The following is a 23,710-nucleotide window of genomic DNA, read 5'->3' as shown; positions in this document are numbered from 1 at the left end:
GGTTGTAGATACATCAAATAGAACAATTTGTAGCTTGATTTCACCGCTATTGGTGAAAAAAAACACGGACGGAAACTTTTTTTAAATTTCCTCTTGTCACTGTGAAATAACTCCCTATAATGCGCCTCCACTGACACGGAACAACGGCACACACGCCGCCGGGTCAGCAGAGAAAAGCAAAATAAACGCTTGACTCTGAAGCGGGAAAGCGTAATATGCACACCCCGCGCCGCAGCGAAAACGAAGCGGCACTGCTCTTTAACAATTTATCAGACAATCTGTGTGGGCACTCAAAGTGACATGGATTCTTAACGTCGCAAGACGAAAAATGAATACCAAGTCTCTGAGTGAACATACGTAATTCATTACGAAGTTTAATTCACGAGCATCAAACTTAAATTGAAGAGTTTGATCATGGCTCAGATTGAACGCTGGCGGCAGGCCTAACACATGCAAGTCGAACGGTAGCACAGAGAGCTTGCTCTCGGGTGACGAGTGGCGGACGGGTGAGTAATGTCTGGGAAACTGCCTGATGGAGGGGGATAACTACTGGAAACGGTAGCTAATACCGCATAACGTCGCAAGACCAAAGAGGGGGACCTTCGGGCCTCTTGCCATCAGATGTGCCCAGATGGGATTAGCTAGTAGGTGGGGTAACGGCTCACCTAGGCGACGATCCCTAGCTGGTCTGAGAGGATGACCAGCCACACTGGAACTGAGACACGGTCCAGACTCCTACGGGAGGCAGCAGTGGGGAATATTGCACAATGGGCGCAAGCCTGATGCAGCCATGCCGCGTGTATGAAGAAGGCCTTCGGGTTGTAAAGTACTTTCAGCGGGGAGGAAGGTGTTGTGGTTAATAACCGCAGCAATTGACGTTACCCGCAGAAGAAGCACCGGCTAACTCCGTGCCAGCAGCCGCGGTAATACGGAGGGTGCAAGCGTTAATCGGAATTACTGGGCGTAAAGCGCACGCAGGCGGTCTGTCAAGTCGGATGTGAAATCCCCGGGCTCAACCTGGGAACTGCATTCGAAACTGGCAGGCTAGAGTCTTGTAGAGGGGGGTAGAATTCCAGGTGTAGCGGTGAAATGCGTAGAGATCTGGAGGAATACCGGTGGCGAAGGCGGCCCCCTGGACAAAGACTGACGCTCAGGTGCGAAAGCGTGGGGAGCAAACAGGATTAGATACCCTGGTAGTCCACGCCGTAAACGATGTCGACTTGGAGGTTGTGCCCTTGAGGCGTGGCTTCCGGAGCTAACGCGTTAAGTCGACCGCCTGGGGAGTACGGCCGCAAGGTTAAAACTCAAATGAATTGACGGGGGCCCGCACAAGCGGTGGAGCATGTGGTTTAATTCGATGCAACGCGAAGAACCTTACCTACTCTTGACATCCAGAGAACTTTCCAGAGATGGATTGGTGCCTTCGGGAACTCTGAGACAGGTGCTGCATGGCTGTCGTCAGCTCGTGTTGTGAAATGTTGGGTTAAGTCCCGCAACGAGCGCAACCCTTATCCTTTGTTGCCAGCGGTTAGGCCGGGAACTCAAAGGAGACTGCCAGTGATAAACTGGAGGAAGGTGGGGATGACGTCAAGTCATCATGGCCCTTACGAGTAGGGCTACACACGTGCTACAATGGCGCATACAAAGAGAAGCGACCTCGCGAGAGCAAGCGGACCTCATAAAGTGCGTCGTAGTCCGGATTGGAGTCTGCAACTCGACTCCATGAAGTCGGAATCGCTAGTAATCGTAGATCAGAATGCTACGGTGAATACGTTCCCGGGCCTTGTACACACCGCCCGTCACACCATGGGAGTGGGTTGCAAAAGAAGTAGGTAGCTTAACCTTCGGGAGGGCGCTTACCACTTTGTGATTCATGACTGGGGTGAAGTCGTAACAAGGTAACCGTAGGGGAACCTGCGGTTGGATCACCTCCTTACCTTAAAGAACCTGCCTTTGTAGTGCTCACACAGATTGTCTGATGAAAAGTAAATAGCAAGGCGTCTTGCGATTGAGACTTCAGTGTCCCCTTCGTCTAGAGGCCCAGGACACCGCCCTTTCACGGCGGTAACAGGGGTTCGAATCCCCTAGGGGACGCCACTTGCTGGTTCGTGAGTGAAAGTCACCTGCCGTCATATCTCAAAACTGACTTGCGAGTCATGTTTGAGATATTTGCTCTTTAAAAATCTGGATCAAGCTGAAAATTGAAACGACACACATGTTATGTGTGTTCGAGTCTCTCAAATTTTCGCAAACCGATGATGAATCGAAAGAAACATCTTCGGGTTGTGAGGTTAAGCGACTAAGCGTACACGGTGGATGCCCTGGCAGTCAGAGGCGATGAAGGACGTGCTAATCTGCGAAAAGCGCCGGCGAGGTGATATGAACCTTTGACCCGGCGATGTCCGAATGGGGAAACCCAGTGTGATTCGTCACACTATCGTTAACTGAATACATAGGTTAACGAGGCGAACCGGGGGAACTGAAACATCTAAGTACCCCGAGGAAAAGAAATCAACCGAGATTCCCCCAGTAGCGGCGAGCGAACGGGGAGCAGCCCGGAGTCTGAATCAGCTTGTGTGTTAGTGGAACGGTCTGGAAAGTCCGACGGTACAGGGTGATAGTCCCGTACACGAAAATGCACAGGCTGTGAACTCGAAGAGTAGGGCGGGACACGTGGTATCCTGTCTGAATATGGGGGGACCATCCTCCAAGGCTAAATACTCCTGACTGACCGATAGTGAACCAGTACCGTGAGGGAAAGGCGAAAAGAACCCCGGCGAGGGGAGTGAAAAAGAACCTGAAACCGTGTACGTACAAGCAGTGGGAGCCTACTTGTTAGGTGACTGCGTACCTTTTGTATAATGGGTCAGCGACTTATATTCTGTAGCAAGGTTAACCGTATAGGGGAGCCGAAGGGAAACCGAGTCTTAACTGGGCGTTAAGTTGCAGGGTATAGACCCGAAACCCGGTGATCTAGCCATGGGCAGGTTGAAGGTTGGGTAACACTAACTGGAGGACCGAACCGACTAATGTTGAAAAATTAGCGGATGACCTGTGGCTGGGGGTGAAAGGCCAATCAAACCGGGAGATAGCTGGTTCTCCCCGAAAGCTATTTAGGTAGCGCCTCGTGAACTCATCTTCGGGGGTAGAGCACTGTTTCGGCTAGGGGGCCATCCCGGCTTACCAACCCGATGCAAACTACGAATACCGAAGAATGTTATCACGGGAGACACACGGCGGGTGCTAACGTCCGTCGTGAAGAGGGAAACAACCCAGACCGCCAGCTAAGGTCCCAAAGTCATGGTTAAGTGGGAAACGATGTGGGAAGGCACAGACAGCCAGGATGTTGGCTTAGAAGCAGCCATCATTTAAAGAAAGCGTAATAGCTCACTGGTCGAGTCGGCCTGCGCGGAAGATGTAACGGGGCTAAACCATGCACCGAAGCTGCGGCAGCGACGCTTATGCGTTGTTGGGTAGGGGAGCGTTCTGTAAGCCGTTGAAGGTGGCCTGTGAGGGTTGCTGGAGGTATCAGAAGTGCGAATGCTGACATAAGTAACGATAAAGCGGGTGAAAAGCCCGCTCGCCGGAAGACCAAGGGTTCCTGTCCAACGTTAATCGGGGCAGGGTGAGTCGACCCCTAAGGCGAGGCCGAAAGGCGTAGTCGATGGGAAACAGGTTAATATTCCTGTACTTGGTGTTACTGCGAAGGGGGGACGGAGAAGGCTATGTTAGCCGGGCGACGGTTGTCCCGGTTTAAGCATGTAGGCGGAGGTTCCAGGTAAATCCGGTACCTTTTAACGCTGAGGTGTGATGACGAGGCACTACGGTGCTGAAGTAACAAATGCCCTGCTTCCAGGAAAAGCCTCTAAGCATCAGGTAACACGAAATCGTACCCCAAACCGACACAGGTGGTCAGGTAGAGAATACCAAGGCGCTTGAGAGAACTCGGGTGAAGGAACTAGGCAAAATGGTGCCGTAACTTCGGGAGAAGGCACGCTGATATGTAGGTGAAGCCCCTGCGGGTGGAGCTGAAATCAGTCGAAGATACCAGCTGGCTGCAACTGTTTATTAAAAACACAGCACTGTGCAAACACGAAAGTGGACGTATACGGTGTGACGCCTGCCCGGTGCCGGAAGGTTAATTGATGGGGTTAGCGGCAACGCGAAGCTCTTGATCGAAGCCCCGGTAAACGGCGGCCGTAACTATAACGGTCCTAAGGTAGCGAAATTCCTTGTCGGGTAAGTTCCGACCTGCACGAATGGCGTAATGATGGCCAGGCTGTCTCCACCCGAGACTCAGTGAAATTGAACTCGCTGTGAAGATGCAGTGTACCCGCGGCAAGACGGAAAGACCCCGTGAACCTTTACTATAGCTTGACACTGAACACTGGTCCTTGATGTGTAGGATAGGTGGGAGGCTTTGAAGCGTGGACGCCAGTCTGCGTGGAGCCGACCTTGAAATACCACCCTTTAATGGCTGGTGTTCTAACGTAGACCCGTGATCCGGGTTGCGGACAGTGTCTGGTGGGTAGTTTGACTGGGGCGGTCTCCTCCCAAAGAGTAACGGAGGAGCACGAAGGTTAGCTAATCCTGGTCGGACATCAGGAGGTTAGTGCAATGGCATAAGCTAGCTTGACTGCGAGAGTGACGGCTCGAGCAGGTGCGAAAGCAGGTCATAGTGATCCGGTGGTTCTGAATGGAAGGGCCATCGCTCAACGGATAAAAGGTACTCCGGGGATAACAGGCTGATACCGCCCAAGAGTTCATATCGACGGCGGTGTTTGGCACCTCGATGTCGGCTCATCACATCCTGGGGCTGAAGTAGGTCCCAAGGGTATGGCTGTTCGCCATTTAAAGTGGTACGCGAGCTGGGTTTAGAACGTCGTGAGACAGTTCGGTCCCTATCTGCCGTGGGCGCTGGAGAATTGAGGGGGGCTGCTCCTAGTACGAGAGGACCGGAGTGGACGCATCACTGGTGTTCGGGTTGTCATGCCAATGGCACTGCCCGGTAGCTAAATGCGGAAGAGATAAGTGCTGAAAGCATCTAAGCACGAAACTTGCCCCGAGATGAGTTCTCCCTGAGACTATAAGTCTCCTGAAGGAACGTTAAAGACTATGACGTTGATAGGTCGGGTGTGTAAGCGCAGCGATGCGTTGAGCTAACCGATACTAATGAACCGTGAGGCTTAACCTTACAACGCCGAAGCTGTTTTGGCGGTGAGAGACGATTTTCAGCCTGATACAGATAACAGAATTTGCCTGGCGGCTTTAGCGCGGTGGTCCCACCTGACCCCATGCCGAACTCAGAAGTGAAACGCCGTAGCGCCGATGGTAGTGTGGGGTCTCCCCATGTGAGAGTAGGGAACTGCCAGGCATCAAATAGAAGAACCCCGTACCGTAAGGTGCGGGGTTTTTTGCTTTGGGCTTCTCTCTCCCACAGGAAGAGGGCATCAAACCGCACTCCACGTCGTAATAAACTCCGCTATCCCATCCACATCATTTAAATCCAACAGCGGAACCTCAAGCGGCAATACAACATCACTGGCCACCGCAATCACATGCTCATCAAGCGTTAACTCGCTAACATCATGCCCGGCATCGCTTCGGAACAGCAGGATCTTAGGTACAGCCTCATGCTTAAACCCCTCGACCAGCACCAGATCCAGGCTGGAATGATCCATCCGGCTGACCAGATAAGCCAGATCCAGCGGTGCCTCATCTGGCGTTTCTGTCATTAATGCCCAGCGCTGATTGCTTGCCACGATTGTCTGCGCGGCACCCGCTTTACGCAGCTCATAGCTGTCTTTTCCCGGTTTATCGACATCCATGTTATGGTGCGTATGCTTAATCAATCCGGGGCGAATACCTTTCGCACACAGTGCGGGTATTAGTTTCTTCAGCAGCGTGGTTTTCCCTGTGCCGCTCCATGCGGAAATAGCTAAAACGGGGATCATCTCTTCTCCTGCATCCTCTGCAAATCTTCACTCGTATTCACGTTCACAAAAGCCGATTTGAAATCGCTAAAATCAACAGGATGGCCGCCAGACTGGCGCATAAACACCATCACTCTGCGTTCTCCCGCCGCCAGATACGCCTCCAGAGAAGACACTAGCGAGCGGTGCATTAAGGCAATAGCAGGATGGTCGCGCTCGCCGTCATGTACCCAAACCACGGATGCTGTGCCACGAAGCTGAACCAGACGCTCAACGAGACAGGATGGAATAAACGGGGTATCGCAGGGACAGAACAGAAACCACTCACTGTTCGACTGCTGCATCACTGAGAGCATACCGGCCAGCGGCCCCGGGTAATCCTCAATATTATCCTGATACACGGCATACCCGCTGTGCTGATACGTGTCGATATGCCTGTTCGCGCTGATGGCAAGGGTTGTCACCTGGCCGGCGAGCGTATCAGCGACACATTGCCATAAGGGTTTGCCATTCAGGAGCTGGAGCCCCTTATCTTTCCCTCCCATCCGCGTTGCTCTGCCACCTGCCAGAACGACCCCAATGATTTCCTGGCTAAGATTCACGAATATCGCCTCTTTTATTGTGGGATTGACCCTGCTAACGTGTCACTCTAAATGAAAGGAGCACCACCATGAAATGTAAACGTCTGAATGAAGTTATTGAACTCCTCCAGCCAGCCTGGCAAAAAGAGCCAGAGCTTAATCTGATGCAATTCTTGCAGAAACTGGCAAAAGAGTCAGGTTTTGACGGCGAACTGGCAGACCTTTCTGACGACATCCTGATCTACCACCTCAAAATGCGCGATTCTGCCAAAGATGCTGTTATTCCTGGTATTCAGAAGGATTATGAGGAAGATTTTAAAACGGCGCTGCTGCGCGCCCGTGGCGTAATTAAAGAGTAAAAGCTTGTAAGCGGAGCCACCGAAATCGCCACAAGATGATATCCTGAATCATTCGTATAATTTCCGGATGATCGGATGAACGACCAGGCTTTTACTTTCCAGACATTACACCCGGATACCATTATGGATGCCCTGTTTGAACAGGGCATTCGTGTGGATTCGGGGTTAACGCCTTTAAATAGCTACGAAAACCGTGTCTATCAATTTCAGGATGAGGATCGTCAGCGCTTTGTCGTGAAGTTCTATCGGCCTGAACGTTGGACCGCAGAACAAATTCAGGAAGAGCATCAGTTTGCTCACGATCTGCTGGATGACGATGTCCCGGTTGCCGCACCGATAAAATTCAACAACCAAACGCTGCTGACGCATGAAGGCTTTTATTACGCTGTATTCCCAAGCCTGGGTGGCCGCCAGTTTGAAGCGGATAATATCGATCAAATGGAGTGGGTTGCCCGCTATCTGGGTCGCATTCACCAGACGGGAAGAAAAACGGCATTCACAGCCCGACCGACGATCGGTATTCAGGAATATCTTATCGAGCCGCGCCAGGTATTCGAAACCTCTGCACTGATCCCCACTGGGCTAAAGGCTGATTTCCTCAGCGCCACCGATAAACTTATTGCTGCGGTAAAAACCTGCTGGCGCGATGATATTTCCGTCCTGCGCCTGCACGGCGATTGTCACGCCGGAAATATACTCTGGCGCGATGGCCCGCTGTTTGTTGATCTTGATGATGCGCGCATGGGGCCCGCGGTTCAGGACCTGTGGATGCTGCTGAATGGCGACAAAGCCGAGCAACGCATGCAGCTTGAAACCATTATTGAAGCCTATGAAGAATTTAGCCCGTTTAATTCAGACGAAATTGCCCTGATTGAACCTTTACGTGCGATGCGTTTTGTATATTATCTCGCGTGGTTAATCAGGCGTTGGGACGATCCCGCATTTCCCCGTAATTTCCCGTGGCTTACCGGGGAAGATTACTGGCGCAGCCAGATATCTACATTCACTGAGCAGGTTAAGGTTCTTCAGGAACCCCCGCTGCAATTAACGCCGATGTATTAATAGGACACACCCAGGAGAGAGTTAATCATGAAAAAAATTTGGCTGGCGCTGGCAGGTATGATTCTGGCATTTAGCGCTTCTGCTGCACAATTTACCGACGGCAAACAGTACACTACGCTGGAGAAGCCGGTTGCTGGCGAGCCACAGGTTCTCGAGTTCTTCTCGTTCTACTGCCCGCACTGCTACCAGTTCGAAGAAGTGCTGCATGTTTCTGACAACGTGAAGAAAAAACTGCCGGAAGGCACCAAAATGACCAAGTACCACGTTGAGTTCCTGGGCCCATTGGGTAAAGACCTGACTCAGGCGTGGGCGGTTGCGATGGCACTGGGCGTGGAAGATAAGATCACTGCCCCAATGTTTGAAGCCGTGCAGAAAACCCAGACCGTTCAGACCACAGCGGATATCCGTAAAGTGTTCGTTGATGCTGGTGTGAAAGGGGAAGAGTATGACGCCGCGTGGAATAGCTTTGTGGTGAAATCTCTGGTTGCTCAGCAGGAAAAAGCGGCGTCTGACCTGCAGCTTCAGGGCGTTCCGGCGATGTTCGTTAACGGTAAATATCAGCTGAACATGCAGGGCATGGACACCAGCAGCATGGATATTTTCGTTCAGCAGTATGCTGACACCGTGAAATACCTGGTTGAGAAAAAGTAAGTTCTTAGAGATGAAAACGCCGGTCACTGACCGGCGTTTTTGTATGAAGATTTAATGCTGTCTATCTGCTCGTCTTTTTCTTTCCAGAGTGTATTAAGCCACTGCTGGAAACGACGTTTGAAATTTTTATCGTTAACGTAGTCGCCATGCAGTTCGGCATCGACGGGAACTAAATTCACCCGCACAACAATGTGTGTCAGCTTGCCGCTGAGCATATCGAAGAACGGGGTGTTATCGTTCTTCGGGTAGCAGAGCGTGACGTTGAGTAACTTATCGAACTGAGCACCCAGTACATTAAGCGCCATCGCAATGCCCGCCGCCTTTGGCGGCAGCAGGTTTTGATACGGGGAGCGTGTTTGCTGACGTTTCTCTTCCGTAAACCGGGAGCCTTCCACAAAGTTCACAATGGTTGTTGGATGCGCGCGAAACTTTTCGCAGGAACGGCGGGTGGTCTCTACATCCTTACCACGACGCTCCGGATGACGAAGCAAATAGCTGCGCGAATAGCGTTTCATAAACGGCATATCGAGCGCCCAGCAGGCCAGCCCAATAAAAGGTACCCAGGCAAGTTGTTGCTTGAGGAAGTATTTATTCATCGGGATGTGTTTGCGGAAAAGCACGCATAACACCACGATGTCGGCCCAGCTGTGATGATTACAAATCAGCAGATACCAGTTCTTTTTATTGAGGCTCTCCAGTCCTTCGACATCCCACTTCAGATGCGGGTTCAGACACAACAGGATCGCCAGCCCTTCACACCAACAGTACATCATGAAGTTACAAAACGCTGACACGGCTCGCCACACCGAGGGCACAGGCAGCAGCAGTTTAATGATCCCGGCGATGATGATCGGCACGGAACAGGCGATCGTCACCAGAATAGTTAAAATGATGCTTAACAGTAAGGTTATTGCAGCGAGCAATCTCGACATGATGAGTTTTTTCAGGTGGTTAGCGGTAAGAGCGCGGCCGACACGTCGGCGCTGGGCGCTGATTTTACCAGAAAAACGACAAAGTATTGGCGCTTTCACGCCGTCATTTGACCGCTTTTACCCTGACGCAGAAGATTTCTCTAATATTGCGCACTAATCAGGACTTATATCCACATAGACTAAATTGCCATCAGTAAGTTGTTTTTATGTGATGCGCTTAATTAACAATATGATATTTAATGATTTATTATCAGTCTTGATCTGCAATGGCTGTCTGTTTTTCATTTGAAGTGAAAATATTCACAAACTTATCCACAGTTTGATTTTTGCGAGCGATCCTCACGATCGCAAAATCTTTTTCTGTATCGGGACTGAATAACTGATGTTTTCATCCTTATGTGGCATCCTTTACGCATAAATTGATTAAAGGCACGGACATTATGGTTCAGATCCCAGAAAACCCACTTATTCTCGTCGATGGCTCATCTTACCTGTATCGGGCATACCATGCGTTTCCTCCTCTGACCAATAGCGCAGGGGAACCTACCGGCGCAATGTACGGCGTGCTGAATATGCTGCGCAGCCTGATCCTTCAGTATCAGCCAACCCATGCGGCAGTCGTTTTTGATGCGAAAGGCAAAACCTTCCGCGATGAGTTGTTCGAGCATTACAAATCCCACCGTCCGCCTATGCCTGACGATCTACGTGCGCAAATTGAGCCGCTGCACGCCATGGTGAAAGCGATGGGCCTGCCGCTGCTGGCTGTCTCCGGTGTGGAGGCCGACGACGTCATCGGTACGCTGGCGCGAGAAGCAGAAAAAATGGGTCGTCCGGTACTGATCAGCACCGGTGATAAAGATATGGCACAGTTGGTGACGCCAGGCATCACCCTGATTAACACTATGACCAATACCATTCTGGGGCCAGAAGAGGTGGTCACTAAGTATGGCGTGCCGCCGGAACTGATTATCGACTTCCTTGCCTTGATGGGCGACTCCTCGGATAACATTCCTGGTGTGCCCGGCGTCGGTGAAAAAACCGCACAGGCGTTGCTTCAGGGTCTGGGTGGGTTGGATACGCTTTACGCCGAATCAGACAAAATTGCAGGCCTCTCCTTCCGTGGCGCAAAAACCATGGCCGGCAAACTGGAAGAGAACAAAGAGGTGGCTTATCTCTCTTATAAGCTGGCAACAATCAAAACCGATGTAGAACTGGAACTGGGCTGTGAGCAGCTGGAAGTGCAACAGCCTTCTGCTGACGAATTGCTGAGCCTGTTTAAGAAATACGAATTCAAGCGCTGGACCACTGACGTGGAAGCGGGTAAATGGCTGCAGGCGAAAGGGGCCAAACCTGCTGCAAAGCCAAAAGAGACGATTGTCGTTGATGCCGAAGAGCAGGCAGAAGAAGAAGCCACAGTCCTCTCCTTCGATAACTACGAAACCATTCTTGAAGAGTCGCAGCTGATCGCCTGGATCGAGAAACTGAAAAAGGCACCGGTGTTTGCCTTTGATACCGAAACTGACAGCCTCGATAATATCTCTGCCAACATGGTGGGTCTGTCCTTTGCAACAGAGCCGGGTATGGCAGCCTATGTGCCTGTGGCGCACGATTATCTGGATGCACCAGAGCAGATCTCTCGCGAACGTGTGCTTGAGCTGCTGAAGCCGATTCTGGAAGACGAAAAGGCGCTGAAGGTCGGGCAAAACCTCAAGTATGACCGCGGTATTCTGCAAAACTACGGCATTGAACTGCGCGGGATTGCCTTCGACACCATGCTCGAATCCTACATTCTGGACAGCGTCGCGGGTCGTCATGATATGGATTCCTTATCTGACCGCTGGCTCAAGCACAAAACCATCACCTTTGAAGAGATTGCCGGTAAAGGAAAAAATCAGCTCACCTTTAACCAGATAGCTCTCGAAGAAGCAGGGCGCTACGCGGCGGAAGATGCCGACGTCACGCTGCAGCTGCATCTGAAAATGTGGCCGAAACTGCAGAAGCATGAAGGTCCGCTCAACGTGTTCCAGCATATCGAAATGCCGCTGGTTCCCGTGTTGTCGCGTATTGAACGCAACGGCGTAAAAATCGACCCTACGGTGCTGCATAACCACTCCGGAGAGTTGGCACAGCGTCTGACCGAGCTTGAGCAGAAAGCCCATGAGCTTGCAGGCGAACCGTTTAACCTCTCTTCACCGAAACAGTTGCAAACCATCCTGTTTGAAAAACAGGGCATCAAGCCGCTGAAGAAAACCCCTGGCGGTGCGCCATCCACCTCTGAAGAGGTGCTGGAAGAACTGGCACTGGATTACCCGCTGCCAAAAGTGATCCTGCAGTACCGTGGTCTCGCGAAGCTGAAGTCTACTTATACCGACAAGCTCCCGCTGATGATCAACCCGAAAACGGGCCGGGTGCATACGTCATATCATCAGGCGGTTGCGGCAACCGGTCGACTCTCGTCAACCGATCCAAACCTGCAGAACATCCCGGTGCGTAATGAAGAGGGGCGTCGCATTCGCCAGGCCTTTATTGCACCTGATGACTACCTGATTGTCTCGGCTGACTACTCGCAAATTGAGTTGCGCATTATGGCGCACCTGTCCCGTGACAAAGGCCTGCTGACGGCATTTGCGGAAGGGAAAGATATTCACCGGGCGACCGCAGCGGAAGTGTTCGGTTTGCCGCTGGACAGCGTGACAAACGAGCAGCGCCGCAGCGCAAAAGCGATCAACTTCGGTCTGATCTACGGTATGAGCGCTTTCGGCCTTTCACGCCAGCTCAACATCCCGCGTAAAGAGTCGCAGAAGTATATGGATCTCTACTTCGAACGTTACCCGGGCGTGCTGGAGTACATGGAACGCACTCGCGCTCAGGCGAAAGAGAAAGGTTACGTTGAAACCCTGGATGGCCGCCGTCTTTATCTTCCGGACATCAAATCCAGCAACGCGGCGCGCCGCGCTGGCGCAGAACGTGCCGCGATCAACGCCCCGATGCAGGGAACTGCAGCAGACATCATCAAGCGTGCAATGATTGCCGTGGATGCCTGGCTGGAGAAAGAGAAGCCGCGCGTGAAAATGATCATGCAGGTACACGATGAACTGGTGTTTGAAGTGCATAAAGACGATCTCGACACCGTGTCGAAAAAGATCCACGAACTGATGGAAAGCAGCATGACGCTTGACGTGCCGTTGCTGGTGGAAGTGGGGAGTGGTGAAAACTGGGATCAGGCTCACTAACGGTTCTGTGAATAACGCGCTTTTTATGTAAGTTAGCAACATAACCACGTGCGTTTTGTGACGATCATTAGAATTCCCTATGTAAAGAATGAAAAAAAACTACAAAAAGTGCTTTTTCTGCAGCAAAAAAAGGGGTAGAGTTATCGACGTAGGGTACAGAGGTAAGATGTTCTATCTTTCAGACCTTTTACTTCACGTAATCGGATTTGGCTGAATATTTTAGCCGCCCCAGTCAGTAATGACTGGGGCGTTTTTTATTGTGGCAAAGAAAAGTTCAGGTAAAAAAAAGCGCGGGCATTGCCGCGCTCAGTATTACTCTTCTTCCGCTTCTGTCGCGGGTTCCAGCTCGTTAAACCAGCTATCAAGCTTCTGGCGCAGCTTGTCTACACCCTGTTTTTTCAGCGAAGAGAAAGGCTCCACCTGTACATCGCCATTGAAGGCCAGTACCGCTTCGCGAACCATATTCACCTGCGCTTTACGCGCACCGCTTGCCAGCTTATCGGCTTTTGTCAGCAGCACCAGCACGGCAATATCGCTTGCGACGGCCCAGTCGATCATCTGCTGATCGAGATCTTTCAGCGGATGGCGAATGTCCATCAGCACCACCAGACCTTTCAGGCACATGCGTTTTTCCAGGTATTCGCCCAGCGCACGTTGCCATTTTATCTTCATCTCTTCAGGCACCTGCGCATAACCATATCCCGGCAAGTCGACCAGGCGTTTGCCTTCAGCCACTTCAAAGAGGTTGATCAGCTGGGTACGGCCAGGCGTTTTTGAGGTGCGCGCCAGGTTCTTCTGATTGGTCAGCGTATTCAGGGCGCTGGATTTCCCCGCATTGGAGCGGCCAGCAAAAGCCACTTCAATACCGGTATCAGATGGCAGGTGGCGAATATCGGGCGCACTGGTGACAAAATGCGTCTGTTGGTAGTTCCAGGTAGTCACGTGGTCGTCTCCAAAATCGTAATCTGGGGGGGATTATACCCGAATGCCAACAAAAGGCTTTTCTCATTACACAGAGCTTGCAGGGGAAAGCCCGCACTTGTGTGAGAGATCGGCTCATCATGCTATGGGAGATTTAAGAGAATTCGCAGGTGTCAAAAAAGTCAAACTGTTTTAAATCATAAGCTTATTTCCGGGTAATTGTCTGAAAATCTCTTTTTGCACCGTTTCGTTGCTTGTTAGTTTAAGCGAACAAGGTAAAGTATGCGTCAGGGCGAGGAAGCCAACAGGAATTCGACTTAAGGATTAGGGTCAGGAGCGCCAGGAGGCGAAGACGCAGGACAGTCAGGACGACCGGCGCTTGGAGGCGTTTTAAAAGGAAAGGGAACCGTACACGGACGGTATCAGCCAAGGGATAAACAGGGTTTGTTGTTGGTAAACATGGAATGTCTGACCCGCTAAGGGTTGTGAGTCAGGAAAAAAGGCGACAGATTGCTCTGTCGCCTTTTTTCTTTGCTTGCTTTCTGCTAGATTTCGCCGCAATTCTATACTGAAGAAAACGACTTAAAGACAAAACATCATGAAAAAACCAACCTCCGCAGCGGGTGCTAAACGCCCTGCGAAAGCACGCCGCAAAACGCGCGAAGAACTGAACCAGGAAGCGCGCGATCGCAAACGCGATAAAAAACATCGTGGCCATGCTGCGGGAAGCCGTGCGAACGGCGGTGGTGCAGCGGGCGCTTCTGCAAAAGGCAAACAGCAGAAAGATCCTCGTATCGGCAGTAAAACTCCCATTCCACTGGGCGTGACAGACACCCCGGTCACTAAGCAGCACAAACCAAAGAGCGAGAAACCTATGCTTTCACCGCAGGCTGAGCTGGATTTGCTGGAGAACGATGAGCGCCTGGACGCGCTGCTGGAACGTCTTGAAGAGGGTGAAACCCTGACCGCTGAAGAGCAATCATGGGTGGATGCCAAACTGGACCGCATTGATGAGCTGATGCAGAAGCTGGGTCTGTCTTATGACGACGAAGACGACGAAGAAGAAGATGAAAAGCAGGAAGATATGATGCGTCTTCTGAAGGGTGGAAACTAACATTTGCACCCGGCAGGTACGATAGTCCTGCTTATAACCCTTCCGGTTATATGTTATCTGGTGTGGTTATTCGTTAAACTACGGCGGTTGTCGCGGCGACAGAAGTGGCTGCGCACCCGAATGATGGCCCGCAACGGGGCCAGAACGGGCCGCCGTATACGAACGCGACACCAACGGAAGGAGTGAGCATGTCAGCACCAACTATCGACTGGGATTTGGCCCTAATCCAGAAATATAACTATTCCGGGCCGCGTTATACGTCATACCCCACTGCGCTGGAGTTCTCCGATGCCTTCGGCGAGGCGGATTTTCAGCAGGCTGTTGCGCGCTATCCTGAGCGCCCGCTGTCGCTCTACGTCCATATTCCGTTCTGCCACAAGCTCTGCTACTTCTGCGGCTGCAATAAAATCGTTACCCGTCAGCAGCATAAAGCCGATCAGTATCTCGATGCGCTCGAACAGGAAATTCTTCACCGCGCACCGCTGTTTAAAGGGCGTCACGTCAGCCAGCTTCATTGGGGCGGCGGCACGCCAACCTACCTGAATAAAGCGCAAATCACGCGTTTGATGACGCTTTTACGCAGCCACTTTAATTTTAATGACGATGCTGAAATCTCGATCGAGGTTGATCCGCGTGAAATTGAGCTGGATGTCCTGGATCACTTACGCGCGGAAGGCTTCAACCGTCTGAGCATGGGCGTGCAGGATTTCAACAAAGAGGTCCAGCGTCTGGTGAACCGCGAGCAGGACGAAGAGTTTATCTTTGCCTTGCTCAATCATGCGCGTGAAATCGGCTTTACGTCGACCAATATTGACCTGATTTACGGCCTGCCAAAACAGACGCCGGAGAGCTTTGCCTTCACGCTGAAACGTGTAGCCGAGCTTAACCCGGACCGCCTGAGCGTCTTTAACTACGCGCACCTGCCAACGTTGTTCGCCGCCCAGCGTAAAATCAAAGATGCTGATCTCCCTTCTGCTCAGCAGAAATTGGATATCCTGCAGGAAACCATTACTTCACTGACCGAGACCGGCTATCAGTTTATCGGTATGGATCACTTTGCTCGTCCGGATGACGAACTGGCGATCGCCCAGCGAGAAGGGGTGCTGCACCGCAACTTCCAGGGATACACCACGCAGGGCGATACCGATCTGCTCGGTCTGGGCGTCTCCGCGATAAGCATGATGGGCGACTGCTACGCGCAGAACCAGAAAGAGCTGAAGCTGTATTATCAGCAGGTGGATGAAACCGGCAACGCCCTGTGGCGCGGCATTGCGTTAACCCGTGATGACTGTATCCGTCGCGATGTGATCAAGGCGCTTATCTGCAACTTCCGTCTCGAATTCAGCGATGTTGAGGCGCACTGGGATCTGCACTTCAGGGATTACTTCGCGGAAGATCTGAAGCTTCTGGCACCGCTGGCGAAAGATGGGCTGGTGGAGGTGTCGGAGAGTGCCGTTGAGGTCACGCCGAAGGGGCGTCTGTTGATTCGTAACATCTGTATGTGCTTTGACGCGTATCTGCGCCAGAAGGCGCGCATGCAGCAGTTCTCGCGGGTAATTTAAGCAGCAATGCCGGGTGTCGCTTCGCTTACCCGGCCTACATTTGCGCTTTTGTAGGCCGGGTAAGGCGAAGCCGCCACCCGGCTTTTCATTGACAGCTCGCTAGCTAAACAGCCCCACCAGCGCCGCACACAAAACAGCCGCAACGGCGGTTTGTGGCGTGTGGCTTTCAACGGCTCCGCTAGAGAGCATATTTACCAAAGTTTCCAGCATGATCGACACCCTCAATTTCCGGGCACGATCATACAAAACTCATCAGAACAGTAAAGCGCAAAATAACGGCAATTTGCGCTCAATTAATAACCTTTACACTTCGGGTAAGATTACTCCATTCCCAGCTCTTTAAGCTTGCGCGTCAGGGTATTACGTCCCCATCCCAACAGGCGGGCGGCTTCCTGCTTATGGCCTTGCGTATGACGAAGCGCGGTGGTCAACAACGTACGTTCCATCTCTGGCTGGGCTTCAGACAACAAGTTTTGATGACCGGAACGCAGCGCGCGGTCGGCCCATTGTGCCAGCAGCGTCGCCCAACTGTCCGGCAACGCGTGACCGGTACTGCTCTCAGGCGCGGTCGCTTCAAACAGTTCGGCCGGTAAATCCTGAATTAACACTTCCTGCCCGGCAGCCATCACGGTTAACCAGCGACAGGTATTCTCCAGCTGACGCACGTTGCCAGGCCACGCCAGACGCGTCAGGGCGGCATCGGTTTCCGGGTGAAGCTGCTTGGCTTCCACACCCAGCTCGCGGGCGGCCACCTGCAGGAAATGGCGCGCCAGGCGGGGAATATCTTCCCGGCGCTCACGCAGCGGCGGCAGATGAACGCGAATCACGTTCAGGCGATGGAATAAATCCTCACGGAATTTGCCTTCCTGTACGCGTTGCTCCAGGTTCTGGTGCGTCGCGGCGATAATGCGCACGTCCACCTTCACCGGCGCGTAGCCGCCCACGCGATAAAACTGCCCGTCGGCCAGCACGCGCAACAGGCGGGTCTGAACATCCAGCGGCATATCGCCGATCTCGTCCAGGAAAAGCGTCCCGCCATCAGCCTGTTCGAAGCGCCCCTGGCGAATGGTATTCGCGCCGGTAAAGGCCCCCTTCTCGTGGCCGAACAGCTCGGACTCAATCAAATCTTTTGGGATCGCGGCCATATTCAGGGCGATAAACGGCGCTTTTGCTCGCGGGCTGTGGCGATGCAAGGCATGCGCCACAAGCTCTTTACCGGTTCCCGACTCACCGTTAATCAGCACGCTGATGGATGAACGCGACAGACGGCCAATAATGCGAAACACATCCTGCATCGCTGGCGCTTCGCCGATGATGTCGGTGGTAGGCCCAAAATCGGGCGCGTGACGCGGCTGTTGCTGCTCCTGGTAATGGCTAATCGCACGCTCAACCAGTGCCACCGCCTCATCGATATCAAACGGTTTGGGCAGATAATCGAACGCCCCTTGCTGATAGGCACTCACAGCGGCATCCAAATCGGAGTGTGCCGTCATTATGATGACCGGAAGCATAGGGTGGCGTTGTTTAATCTGCTTTAAAAGCGCCAGCCCGTCCATGCCCGGCATGCGAATATCCGAAAGCAGAACGTCTGGCGTTTTGGTGGTGAGTGCATCGAGCACGTCGCTGCCGCTCTCAAACGCCGTGCAGCTTAATCCTGCCCCTGTGAGCGCGCGTTCAAGCACCCAACGGATGGAGCTATCGTCATCGACTACCCAGACTATCCCTCGTTGCATAAACGTCACCTTTATTTTTTAATCGGCAGGAAAACCGAAAACTCGGTATGTCCCGGCCAACTGGTAAATTCAATTTTTCCGGAGTGCTGATCGATCAAGCTGCGGGCGATAGATAAGCCCAAGCCGGTCCCGCCTTCGCGACCGCTGACCATCGGATAAAACAGAGTGTCCTGAAGATGGGAGGGAATACCGGGCCCGTTATCCTCGACGTCGATGCGCGCCGCCAGCCGATAGCGCACGCCATGTAAGGTGAGCTGGAAGGCGGTACGGGTACGTAAAATAATCTCGCCCCCTTCCGGTCCCAGCGCCTGCAGGGCATTACGCACGATATTCAACAGGACCTGCTCAATTTGATCCGGGTCATGCGCCAGTTCCGGCAGGCTGGGGTCGTAATCACGCACCAGCGTGATGTTCTCCGGCAGCTCCATCGAGACGAGTTTCACGACGCGTTCAGCCACCTTATGAATGCTTTCCGTAACATGCATTCCCGGCTGTTGCGGCCCCAGAAGACGGTCAACCAGATTACGCAGACGGTCCGCCTGCTCAATGATGACGTTGGTGTACTCCGCCAGCGCAGGATCGGGTAACGCCTTGGTCAGAAGCTGCGCCGCACCGCGTAACCCACCCAGCGGGTTTTTGATTTCATGCGCCAGACCACGCACCAGGTCACGGGCGGCAATTTGCTGCGCATGCTGGAGCTGCTCCTGGCTCAGGCGACGCTGATTATCCATCGGCGCCATTTCAAGCAGGATCATCCCTTCTGGAAGTCGTTGCGCAGTCAGCGACAGAATATGCGAGCGCCCGTCGATCACCAGCGTCACTTCGTTATCGGTAAACCCCTGGCCGGCCTGCAAACTTTCGTGCATCAGGCCAATATTCAGCGAAAAATAGCTCAGGAGTTCCGGAAGCGGGGTACCAAACAGTTTCCGCGCGCTTTGGGCCAGCAGCTGCTGCGCCGCCGGGTTGGCGTAATGAACGGCCAGCTCGTCGTCGACCAGCAAGATACTGTTAATTAAAGAATTGAGGATCTGCCCAGCATCGGGCAGCGTGCCAGTTGCCATTCAGCAGTCTCCTGGAGTCGTTGCACTGTTTTAGTGCAGTATAGCTTTTTCGGCGTAAAAAGCGCGTGAGATCAGGTTGTTGGTGGAGAAAAAAGCCCATCCGGAGATGGGCTAAAAGTTTCCACGGCAACTACTCCCGGCGCTTGTCACGCCGGGTAAAACAACTTAATTAAACGCTGTAGTACAGTTCGAACTCAACCGGGTGTGGCGTCATGCGCACGCGGTCGTTCTCTTCGGTACGCAGGGCGATGTAAGCATCGATAGCGTCGTCAGTGAACACGCCGCCCGCCGTCAGGAACTCACGGTCTGCGTCCAGCGCCTGCAGGGCTTCTTCCAGAGAGCCAGCAACCTGTGGGATCTCTTTCGCTTCTTCTGGCGGCAGGTCGTACAGGTTTTTGTCCATCGCTTCGCCTGGGTGGATCTTGTTCTTGATACCGTCCAGACCGGCCATCAACAGTGCTGCGAAGCACAGGTATGGGTTAGCCGCTGGGTCCGGGAAGCGAACTTCGATACGACGCGCTTTAGGAGACGCCACCACCGGGATACGGATAGAAGCAGAACGGTTACGCGCAGAGTAAGCCAGCATGACTGGTGCTTCGTAGCCCGGGACCAGACGCTTGTAGGAGTTCGTGGTTGGGTTCGCCAGGGCGTTGATCGCTTTAGCGTGTTTGATAACGCCGCCAATGTAGTACAGAGCCTGCTCAGACAGACCAGCATATTTGTCGCCAGAGAACAGGTTGGTGCCGTTCTTGGACAAAGACATGTGGCAGTGCATACCGGAACCGTTATCGCCAAACATCGGTTTTGGCATGAAGGTCGCGGTTTTACCGAAACGGTGCGCAACGTTATGCACAACGTATTTGTAGATCTGAATTTCGTCCGCTTTTTTGGTCATGGTGTTGAAGCGGGTAGCCACTTCGTTCTGACCAGCAGTCGCGACTTCGTGGTGGTGAGCTTCAACCACCAGGCCCATTTCTTCCATCACCAGACACATGGTGGAACGGATGTCCTGTGCAGAGTCGACCGGTGGAACCGGGAAGTAACCGCCTTTCACGCCTGGACGGTGACCTTTGTTACCACCTTCGTATTTGGTGGAGGAGTTCCATGCACCTTCGATGTCGTCGATTGCTACGTGGGAGCCAGAAATAGAGGCACCGAAACGGATGTCATCGAACAGGAAGAACTCTGGCTCTGGCCCGAACAGCACGGTGTCCGCGATGCCGGTAGAACGCAGGTACTCTTCAGCGCGTTTAGCGATAGAACGTGGGTCGCGGTCGTAGCCCTGCAGCGTGCCTGGCTCGAGGATGTCGCAACGGATGATCAGGGTTGGTTCTTCGAAGAACGGATCAATGACCGCGGTGGTCGCATCTGGCATCAGAACCATGTCGGATTCGTTAATGCCTTTCCAGCCACCAATGGAGGAGCCGTCAAACATTTTGCCTTCTTCAAAGAATTCGGCGTTCACCTGATGAGCAGGGATTGTGACGTGCTGTTCTTTACCTTTGGTATCAGTGAAGCGCAGATCAACAAACTTCACTTCATGTTCGTTCAGCATCGTCAAAACGTGTTCAGCGGACATACTTAACTCTCCAGATTGGTCATTGTCGTCGTGGTAACGAGGTCTTCAATTTCTGTTTGTACTGGCCGTGTGCCATGTATTTTTATAAAGCGAAATCTGTGCCAACTTTTAAAACACCCCAAAAAGGCGTTATCATGCGCACCATAGTGCAAAAGGGCTGCACCACAATGGATTTGTTGCACCAGTATAGTGCTTCAATGTGAACATTGAGCACCATATTGGTGCAATTTACGTTAAAGTGCCCTTTTACCGCTCCGTGAAAGCGATCACAAAGCATCTCTGCAATACTTGTTTGCGGGGGATGTTTGTGATCCTGTTTTGTAGTGCGATTAATCCGTGTACAATAACGCGCTATTTCTAAATGCCTGAGGCAAAGTTGTGATCGAAAATTTGCGTAACATCGCCATCATCGCGCACGTAGACCATGGTAAAACTACCCTGGTTGACAAGCTGCTGCAGCAATCCGGTACGTTTGATGCGCGTGCCGAAACCCAAGAACGCGTGATGGACTCCAACGATTTGGAGAAAGAGCGTGGGATTACCATCCTCGCGAAAAACACCGCGATTAAATGGAATGACTACCGTATCAACATCGTTGATACCCCAGGGCACGCCGACTTCGGTGGTGAAGTTGAACGTGTAATGTCCATGGTAGACTCCGTTCTGCTGGTCGTTGACGCAATGGATGGCCCAATGCCACAGACGCGCTTCGTGACCAAAAAAGCTTTTGCCCATGGTCTGAAGCCAATCGTTGTTATCAACAAAGTTGACCGTCCTGGCGCGCGTCCTGACTGGGTTGTTGACCAGGTCTTCGACCTGTTCGTTAACCTCGACGCGACCGACGAGCAGCTGGACTTCCCTATCGTTTACGCGTCTGCGCTGAACGGTATCGCTGGTCTGGACCATGAAGACATGGCTGAAGACATGACCCCGCTGTATCAGGCGATTGTTGACCGTGTTCCTGCGCCAAACGTTGACCTGGACGGCACCCTGCAGATGCAGATCTCCCAGCTCGACTACAACAATTATGTTGGCGTCATCGGCATTGGTCGTATCAAGCGCGGTAAAGTGAAGCCTAACCAGCAGGTCACTATCATCGATAGCGAAGGCAAAACCCGTAACGGTAAAGTCGGTAAAGTCCTGACTCACCTGGGTCTTGAGCGTATCGAGAGCGACATCGCGGAAGCGGGTGACATCATCGCGATCACCGGTCTGGGCGAGCTGAACATCTCCGACACCATCTGCGATCCGCAGAACGTCGAAGCGCTGCCTGCTCTGTCCGTTGATGAACCAACCGTATCCATGTTCTTCAACGTCAACACCTCTCCGTTCTGTGGTAAAGAAGGTAAATTCGTTACCTCTCGTCAGATCCTTGACCGCCTGAACAAAGAGCTGGTGCACAACGTTGCGCTGCGCGTTGAAGAAACTGAAGACGCTGATGCATTCCGCGTTTCGGGTCGTGGTGAGCTGCACCTGTCAGTCCTGATCGAAAACATGCGCCGTGAAGGTTTCGAGATGGCGGTTTCCCGTCCGAAAGTTATCTTCCGCGAAATCGACGGCCGTAAACAAGAGCCGTTTGAGAACGTAACGCTGGACGTTGAAGAGCAGCACCAGGGTTCTGTTATGCAGGCACTGGGCGAGCGTAAAGGCGACCTGAAAAACATGAATCCAGATGGCAAAGGCCGCGTACGTCTCGACTACGTGATCCCAAGCCGTGGCCTGATCGGCTTCCGTTCTGAGTTCATGACCATGACCTCCGGTACCGGTCTGCTGTACTCCACCTTCAGCCACTACGACGACGTGCGTCCGGGCGAAGTGGGCCAGCGTAACAACGGCGTGCTGATCTCCAACGGTCAGGGTAAAGCGGTTGCGTTCGCGCTGTTCGGTCTGCAGGATCGCGGTAAGCTGTTCCTGGGTCACGGTGCAGAAGTTTACGAAGGCCAGATCATCGGTATTCACAGTCGTTCTAACGACCTGACCGTAAACTGCCTGACCGGTAAGAAACTGACCAACATGCGTGCGTCCGGTACTGACGAAGCAACGGTTCTGGTTCCACCGATCAAGATGACTCTGGAGCAGGCTCTGGAATTCATCGATGATGACGAACTGGTCGAAGTGACTCCACAGTCAATTCGTATCCGTAAACGTCACCTGACCGAGAACGATCGTAAACGTGCTATGCGCGGTGCGAAAGAAGACTAATACGGTCAATCCGTAGTAAAAAAGCCGCTGAGAAATCAGCGGCTTTTTTGTTAGAACGAGTACCGTAACCCCAGGCGAATTCGGTACTGCTCGCGGTTGTAATCATTCCATCTGTCCAGCCACTGAAGTTCGAGGTACGGCAGCCAGTTTCTGTCGATCTTATAGCTGAATTTATTGGTGATTTCCCAGTGATGGTCTTTGCCATTTTTGCTGTGATAATCATTCACCCGCTGGAAAAAGTGCGGTTCAAACGTGTAGAAAAACGCATCCGTTACTTTGAAATTCCAGTAGTTGGCAAACTCGTGCGTGTCGTTCTTATCCATCTGACCGTTATAGTCCGGCGTATCGTAATTGTTATGGTTATAGCGATAGCGGAAGGTCAGGTTAAACCAGTCGATGAATTTATAGTTGGTGTCCAGATAGACGGCACCACCCGAACCGGCGCTGCTGTCATTAATCAATCCGCCGGGCTGGAAGGTGAGTTTGTCGGTGGGTTTAAAGAGCGGATACCATCCCTCTATTTCGTTATAGCTGTGCTTCAGCTCATCCCATTTCCCCACGTTATAGGCATTGGTGAACATCAGCCCCGCGCCCATATCAAAGTTATATCCCGCACGCAGGATCATCTCGTGCAGTTCAGAGGCCGTATTGTAAGCTTCGCGGGTTTCGACATAGGCCCCGGCAAATACCGGGCAGGACACAGACGACACGATCAGTACAGTGATGATTCTTTTCATAATTTGTCCATGTATCAGGTACAGAAAGGCCTCCCTCCTGATTAACAGGA

The 23,710-nt window shown here is 52.5% G+C and carries 16 protein-coding genes, 1 tRNA gene and 3 rRNA genes; 11 read left to right on the top strand and 9 right to left on the bottom strand.

All coding sequences use genetic code 11. The features are described 5' to 3' along the window. The first annotated feature begins 396 nt into the window (after positions 1-396). From ACMGGM_RS13225 to rrf, 4 genes are all read left to right on the top strand, one after another. Positions 397-1,936: ribosomal RNA gene (locus ACMGGM_RS13225) — 16S ribosomal RNA — on the top strand. A gap of 85 nt (positions 1,937-2,021) precedes the next feature. Then, positions 2,022-2,097 (top strand) — tRNA-Glu (locus ACMGGM_RS13220). A gap of 192 nt (positions 2,098-2,289) precedes the next feature. Then, a 23S ribosomal RNA gene (locus ACMGGM_RS13215) occupies positions 2,290-5,194 on the top strand. A gap of 64 nt (positions 5,195-5,258) precedes the next feature. After that, positions 5,259-5,374 (top strand): 5S ribosomal RNA (gene rrf, locus ACMGGM_RS13210). The 16S, 23S and 5S rRNA genes sit together here with 1 tRNA gene alongside, the layout of an rRNA operon. A gap of 76 nt (positions 5,375-5,450) precedes the next feature. Here rrf and mobB read toward each other — a convergent pair. Continuing rightward, on the bottom strand, positions 5,451-5,954 hold the full coding sequence (mobB, locus tag ACMGGM_RS13205; RefSeq protein ID WP_050863110.1) for a molybdopterin-guanine dinucleotide biosynthesis protein MobB: 504 nt from the start codon (positions 5,952-5,954) through the stop codon (positions 5,451-5,453). Then, positions 5,951-6,535 carry a molybdenum cofactor guanylyltransferase MobA gene (gene mobA, locus ACMGGM_RS13200; RefSeq protein WP_023331643.1) on the bottom strand — a complete coding sequence of 195 codons (585 nt, stop codon included), beginning with the start codon at positions 6,533-6,535 and terminating at the stop codon, positions 5,951-5,953. Before mobA ends, mobB begins: the two co-directional genes overlap by 4 nt. Before the next feature lie 68 nt (positions 6,536-6,603). On the opposite strand from mobA, the gene ACMGGM_RS13195 reads away from it, so the two are divergent. From ACMGGM_RS13195 to dsbA, 3 genes are all read left to right on the top strand, one after another. Beyond that, the gene (locus ACMGGM_RS13195) at positions 6,604-6,873 is read left to right on the top strand and encodes a YihD family protein (RefSeq protein ID WP_003861904.1); all 270 of its coding nucleotides are present in this window, start codon (positions 6,604-6,606) and stop codon (positions 6,871-6,873) included. A 75-nt stretch (positions 6,874-6,948) separates the two neighbouring features. Next, complete coding sequence (locus ACMGGM_RS13190) at positions 6,949-7,935, top strand: serine/threonine protein kinase (protein ID WP_047028113.1); 987 nt, start codon at positions 6,949-6,951, stop codon at positions 7,933-7,935. Positions 7,936-7,962: 27 nt separating this feature from the next. Next, entirely contained in the window at positions 7,963-8,586 is a 624-nt protein-coding gene (dsbA, locus tag ACMGGM_RS13185) for a thiol:disulfide interchange protein DsbA (protein WP_014885768.1), read from the top strand. 23 nt (positions 8,587-8,609) lie between these two features. On the opposite strand, the gene ACMGGM_RS13180 is transcribed toward dsbA, so the two are convergent. Beyond that, a complete protein-coding gene (locus ACMGGM_RS13180) occupies positions 8,610-9,518 on the bottom strand; it encodes an acyltransferase (protein ID WP_063944127.1) in 909 nt (302 codons plus the stop codon). A gap of 440 nt (positions 9,519-9,958) precedes the next feature. On the opposite strand from ACMGGM_RS13180, the gene polA reads away from it, so the two are divergent. Further along, the gene (gene polA, locus ACMGGM_RS13175; RefSeq protein WP_032635200.1) at positions 9,959-12,751 is read left to right on the top strand and encodes a DNA polymerase I; all 2,793 of its coding nucleotides are present in this window, start codon (positions 9,959-9,961) and stop codon (positions 12,749-12,751) included. Positions 12,752-13,063: 312 nt separating this feature from the next. Here the strand turns inward: polA and yihA are convergent, their stop codons facing one another. Then, positions 13,064-13,693: a ribosome biogenesis GTP-binding protein YihA/YsxC gene (gene yihA, locus ACMGGM_RS13170; protein WP_014885764.1), complete on the bottom strand. Its 630-nt coding sequence runs from the start codon at positions 13,691-13,693 to the stop codon at positions 13,064-13,066. A 577-nt stretch (positions 13,694-14,270) separates the two neighbouring features. Between yihA and yihI the strand changes: the two genes are divergently transcribed. Further along, positions 14,271-14,786: a Der GTPase-activating protein YihI gene (gene yihI / locus ACMGGM_RS13165; RefSeq protein WP_014885763.1), complete on the top strand. Its 516-nt coding sequence runs from the start codon at positions 14,271-14,273 to the stop codon at positions 14,784-14,786. A gap of 188 nt (positions 14,787-14,974) precedes the next feature. Continuing rightward, positions 14,975-16,348, top strand: coding sequence for an oxygen-independent coproporphyrinogen III oxidase (hemN, locus tag ACMGGM_RS13160; protein WP_032635196.1), 1,374 nt, complete (start codon positions 14,975-14,977; stop codon positions 16,346-16,348). A gap of 99 nt (positions 16,349-16,447) precedes the next feature. Here hemN and ACMGGM_RS13155 read toward each other — a convergent pair whose 3' ends face one another. The 4 genes from ACMGGM_RS13155 to glnA form a co-directional block, all read right to left on the bottom strand. Then, positions 16,448-16,558 (bottom strand): YshB family small membrane protein, encoded by a 111-nt coding sequence (locus ACMGGM_RS13155; RefSeq protein ID WP_023331639.1) that lies wholly within the window; start codon positions 16,556-16,558, stop codon positions 16,448-16,450. A gap of 110 nt (positions 16,559-16,668) precedes the next feature. Continuing rightward, positions 16,669-18,081: a nitrogen regulation protein NR(I) gene (gene glnG, locus ACMGGM_RS13150; RefSeq protein WP_045134855.1), complete on the bottom strand. Its 1,413-nt coding sequence runs from the start codon at positions 18,079-18,081 to the stop codon at positions 16,669-16,671. An 11-nt stretch (positions 18,082-18,092) separates the two neighbouring features. Next, positions 18,093-19,142, bottom strand: coding sequence for a nitrogen regulation protein NR(II) (gene glnL, locus ACMGGM_RS13145; protein WP_045134856.1), 1,050 nt, complete (start codon positions 19,140-19,142; stop codon positions 18,093-18,095). A 169-nt stretch (positions 19,143-19,311) separates the two neighbouring features. Then, complete coding sequence (glnA, locus tag ACMGGM_RS13140; protein WP_008501856.1) at positions 19,312-20,721, bottom strand: glutamate--ammonia ligase; 1,410 nt, start codon at positions 20,719-20,721, stop codon at positions 19,312-19,314. A gap of 378 nt (positions 20,722-21,099) precedes the next feature. Here glnA and typA point away from each other — a divergent pair, with 378 nt between their 5' ends. Then, complete coding sequence (gene typA, locus ACMGGM_RS13135) at positions 21,100-22,923, top strand: ribosome-dependent GTPase TypA (RefSeq protein WP_023331638.1); 1,824 nt, start codon at positions 21,100-21,102, stop codon at positions 22,921-22,923. A gap of 50 nt (positions 22,924-22,973) precedes the next feature. On the opposite strand, the gene ompL is transcribed toward typA, so the two are convergent. Beyond that, entirely contained in the window at positions 22,974-23,660 is a 687-nt protein-coding gene (gene ompL, locus ACMGGM_RS13130; protein WP_047343719.1) for a porin OmpL, read from the bottom strand. Positions 23,661-23,710: the final 50 nt, after the last annotated feature.

This window comes from Enterobacter sp. BNK-14, assembly GCF_047456095.1.
In the GTDB taxonomy this organism is placed as follows: domain Bacteria; phylum Pseudomonadota; class Gammaproteobacteria; order Enterobacterales; family Enterobacteriaceae; genus Enterobacter; species Enterobacter kobei.
This window is presented reverse-complemented; position numbering and strand designations above follow the sequence as displayed.

Coding starts and splice junctions, on each gene's coding strand:
- ACMGGM_RS13155 (WP_023331639.1), bottom strand. CDS start 16,558: ATGCTGGAAACTTTGGTAAATATGCTCTCTAGCGGAGCCGTTGAAAGC.
- glnA (WP_008501856.1), bottom strand. CDS start 20,721: ATGTCCGCTGAACACGTTTTGACGATGCTGAACGAACATGAAGTGAAG.
- yihI (WP_014885763.1), top strand. CDS start 14,271: ATGAAAAAACCAACCTCCGCAGCGGGTGCTAAACGCCCTGCGAAAGCA.
- dsbA (WP_014885768.1), top strand. CDS start 7,963: ATGAAAAAAATTTGGCTGGCGCTGGCAGGTATGATTCTGGCATTTAGC.
- polA (WP_032635200.1), top strand. CDS start 9,959: ATGGTTCAGATCCCAGAAAACCCACTTATTCTCGTCGATGGCTCATCT.
- mobB (WP_050863110.1), bottom strand. CDS start 5,954: ATGATCCCCGTTTTAGCTATTTCCGCATGGAGCGGCACAGGGAAAACC.
- ACMGGM_RS13180 (WP_063944127.1), bottom strand. CDS start 9,518: ATGTCGAGATTGCTCGCTGCAATAACCTTACTGTTAAGCATCATTTTA.
- ACMGGM_RS13195 (WP_003861904.1), top strand. CDS start 6,604: ATGAAATGTAAACGTCTGAATGAAGTTATTGAACTCCTCCAGCCAGCC.
- glnG (WP_045134855.1), bottom strand. CDS start 18,081: ATGCAACGAGGGATAGTCTGGGTAGTCGATGACGATAGCTCCATCCGT.
- hemN (WP_032635196.1), top strand. CDS start 14,975: ATGTCAGCACCAACTATCGACTGGGATTTGGCCCTAATCCAGAAATAT.
- glnL (WP_045134856.1), bottom strand. CDS start 19,142: ATGGCAACTGGCACGCTGCCCGATGCTGGGCAGATCCTCAATTCTTTA.
- ACMGGM_RS13190 (WP_047028113.1), top strand. CDS start 6,949: ATGAACGACCAGGCTTTTACTTTCCAGACATTACACCCGGATACCATT.
- ompL (WP_047343719.1), bottom strand. CDS start 23,660: ATGAAAAGAATCATCACTGTACTGATCGTGTCGTCTGTGTCCTGCCCG.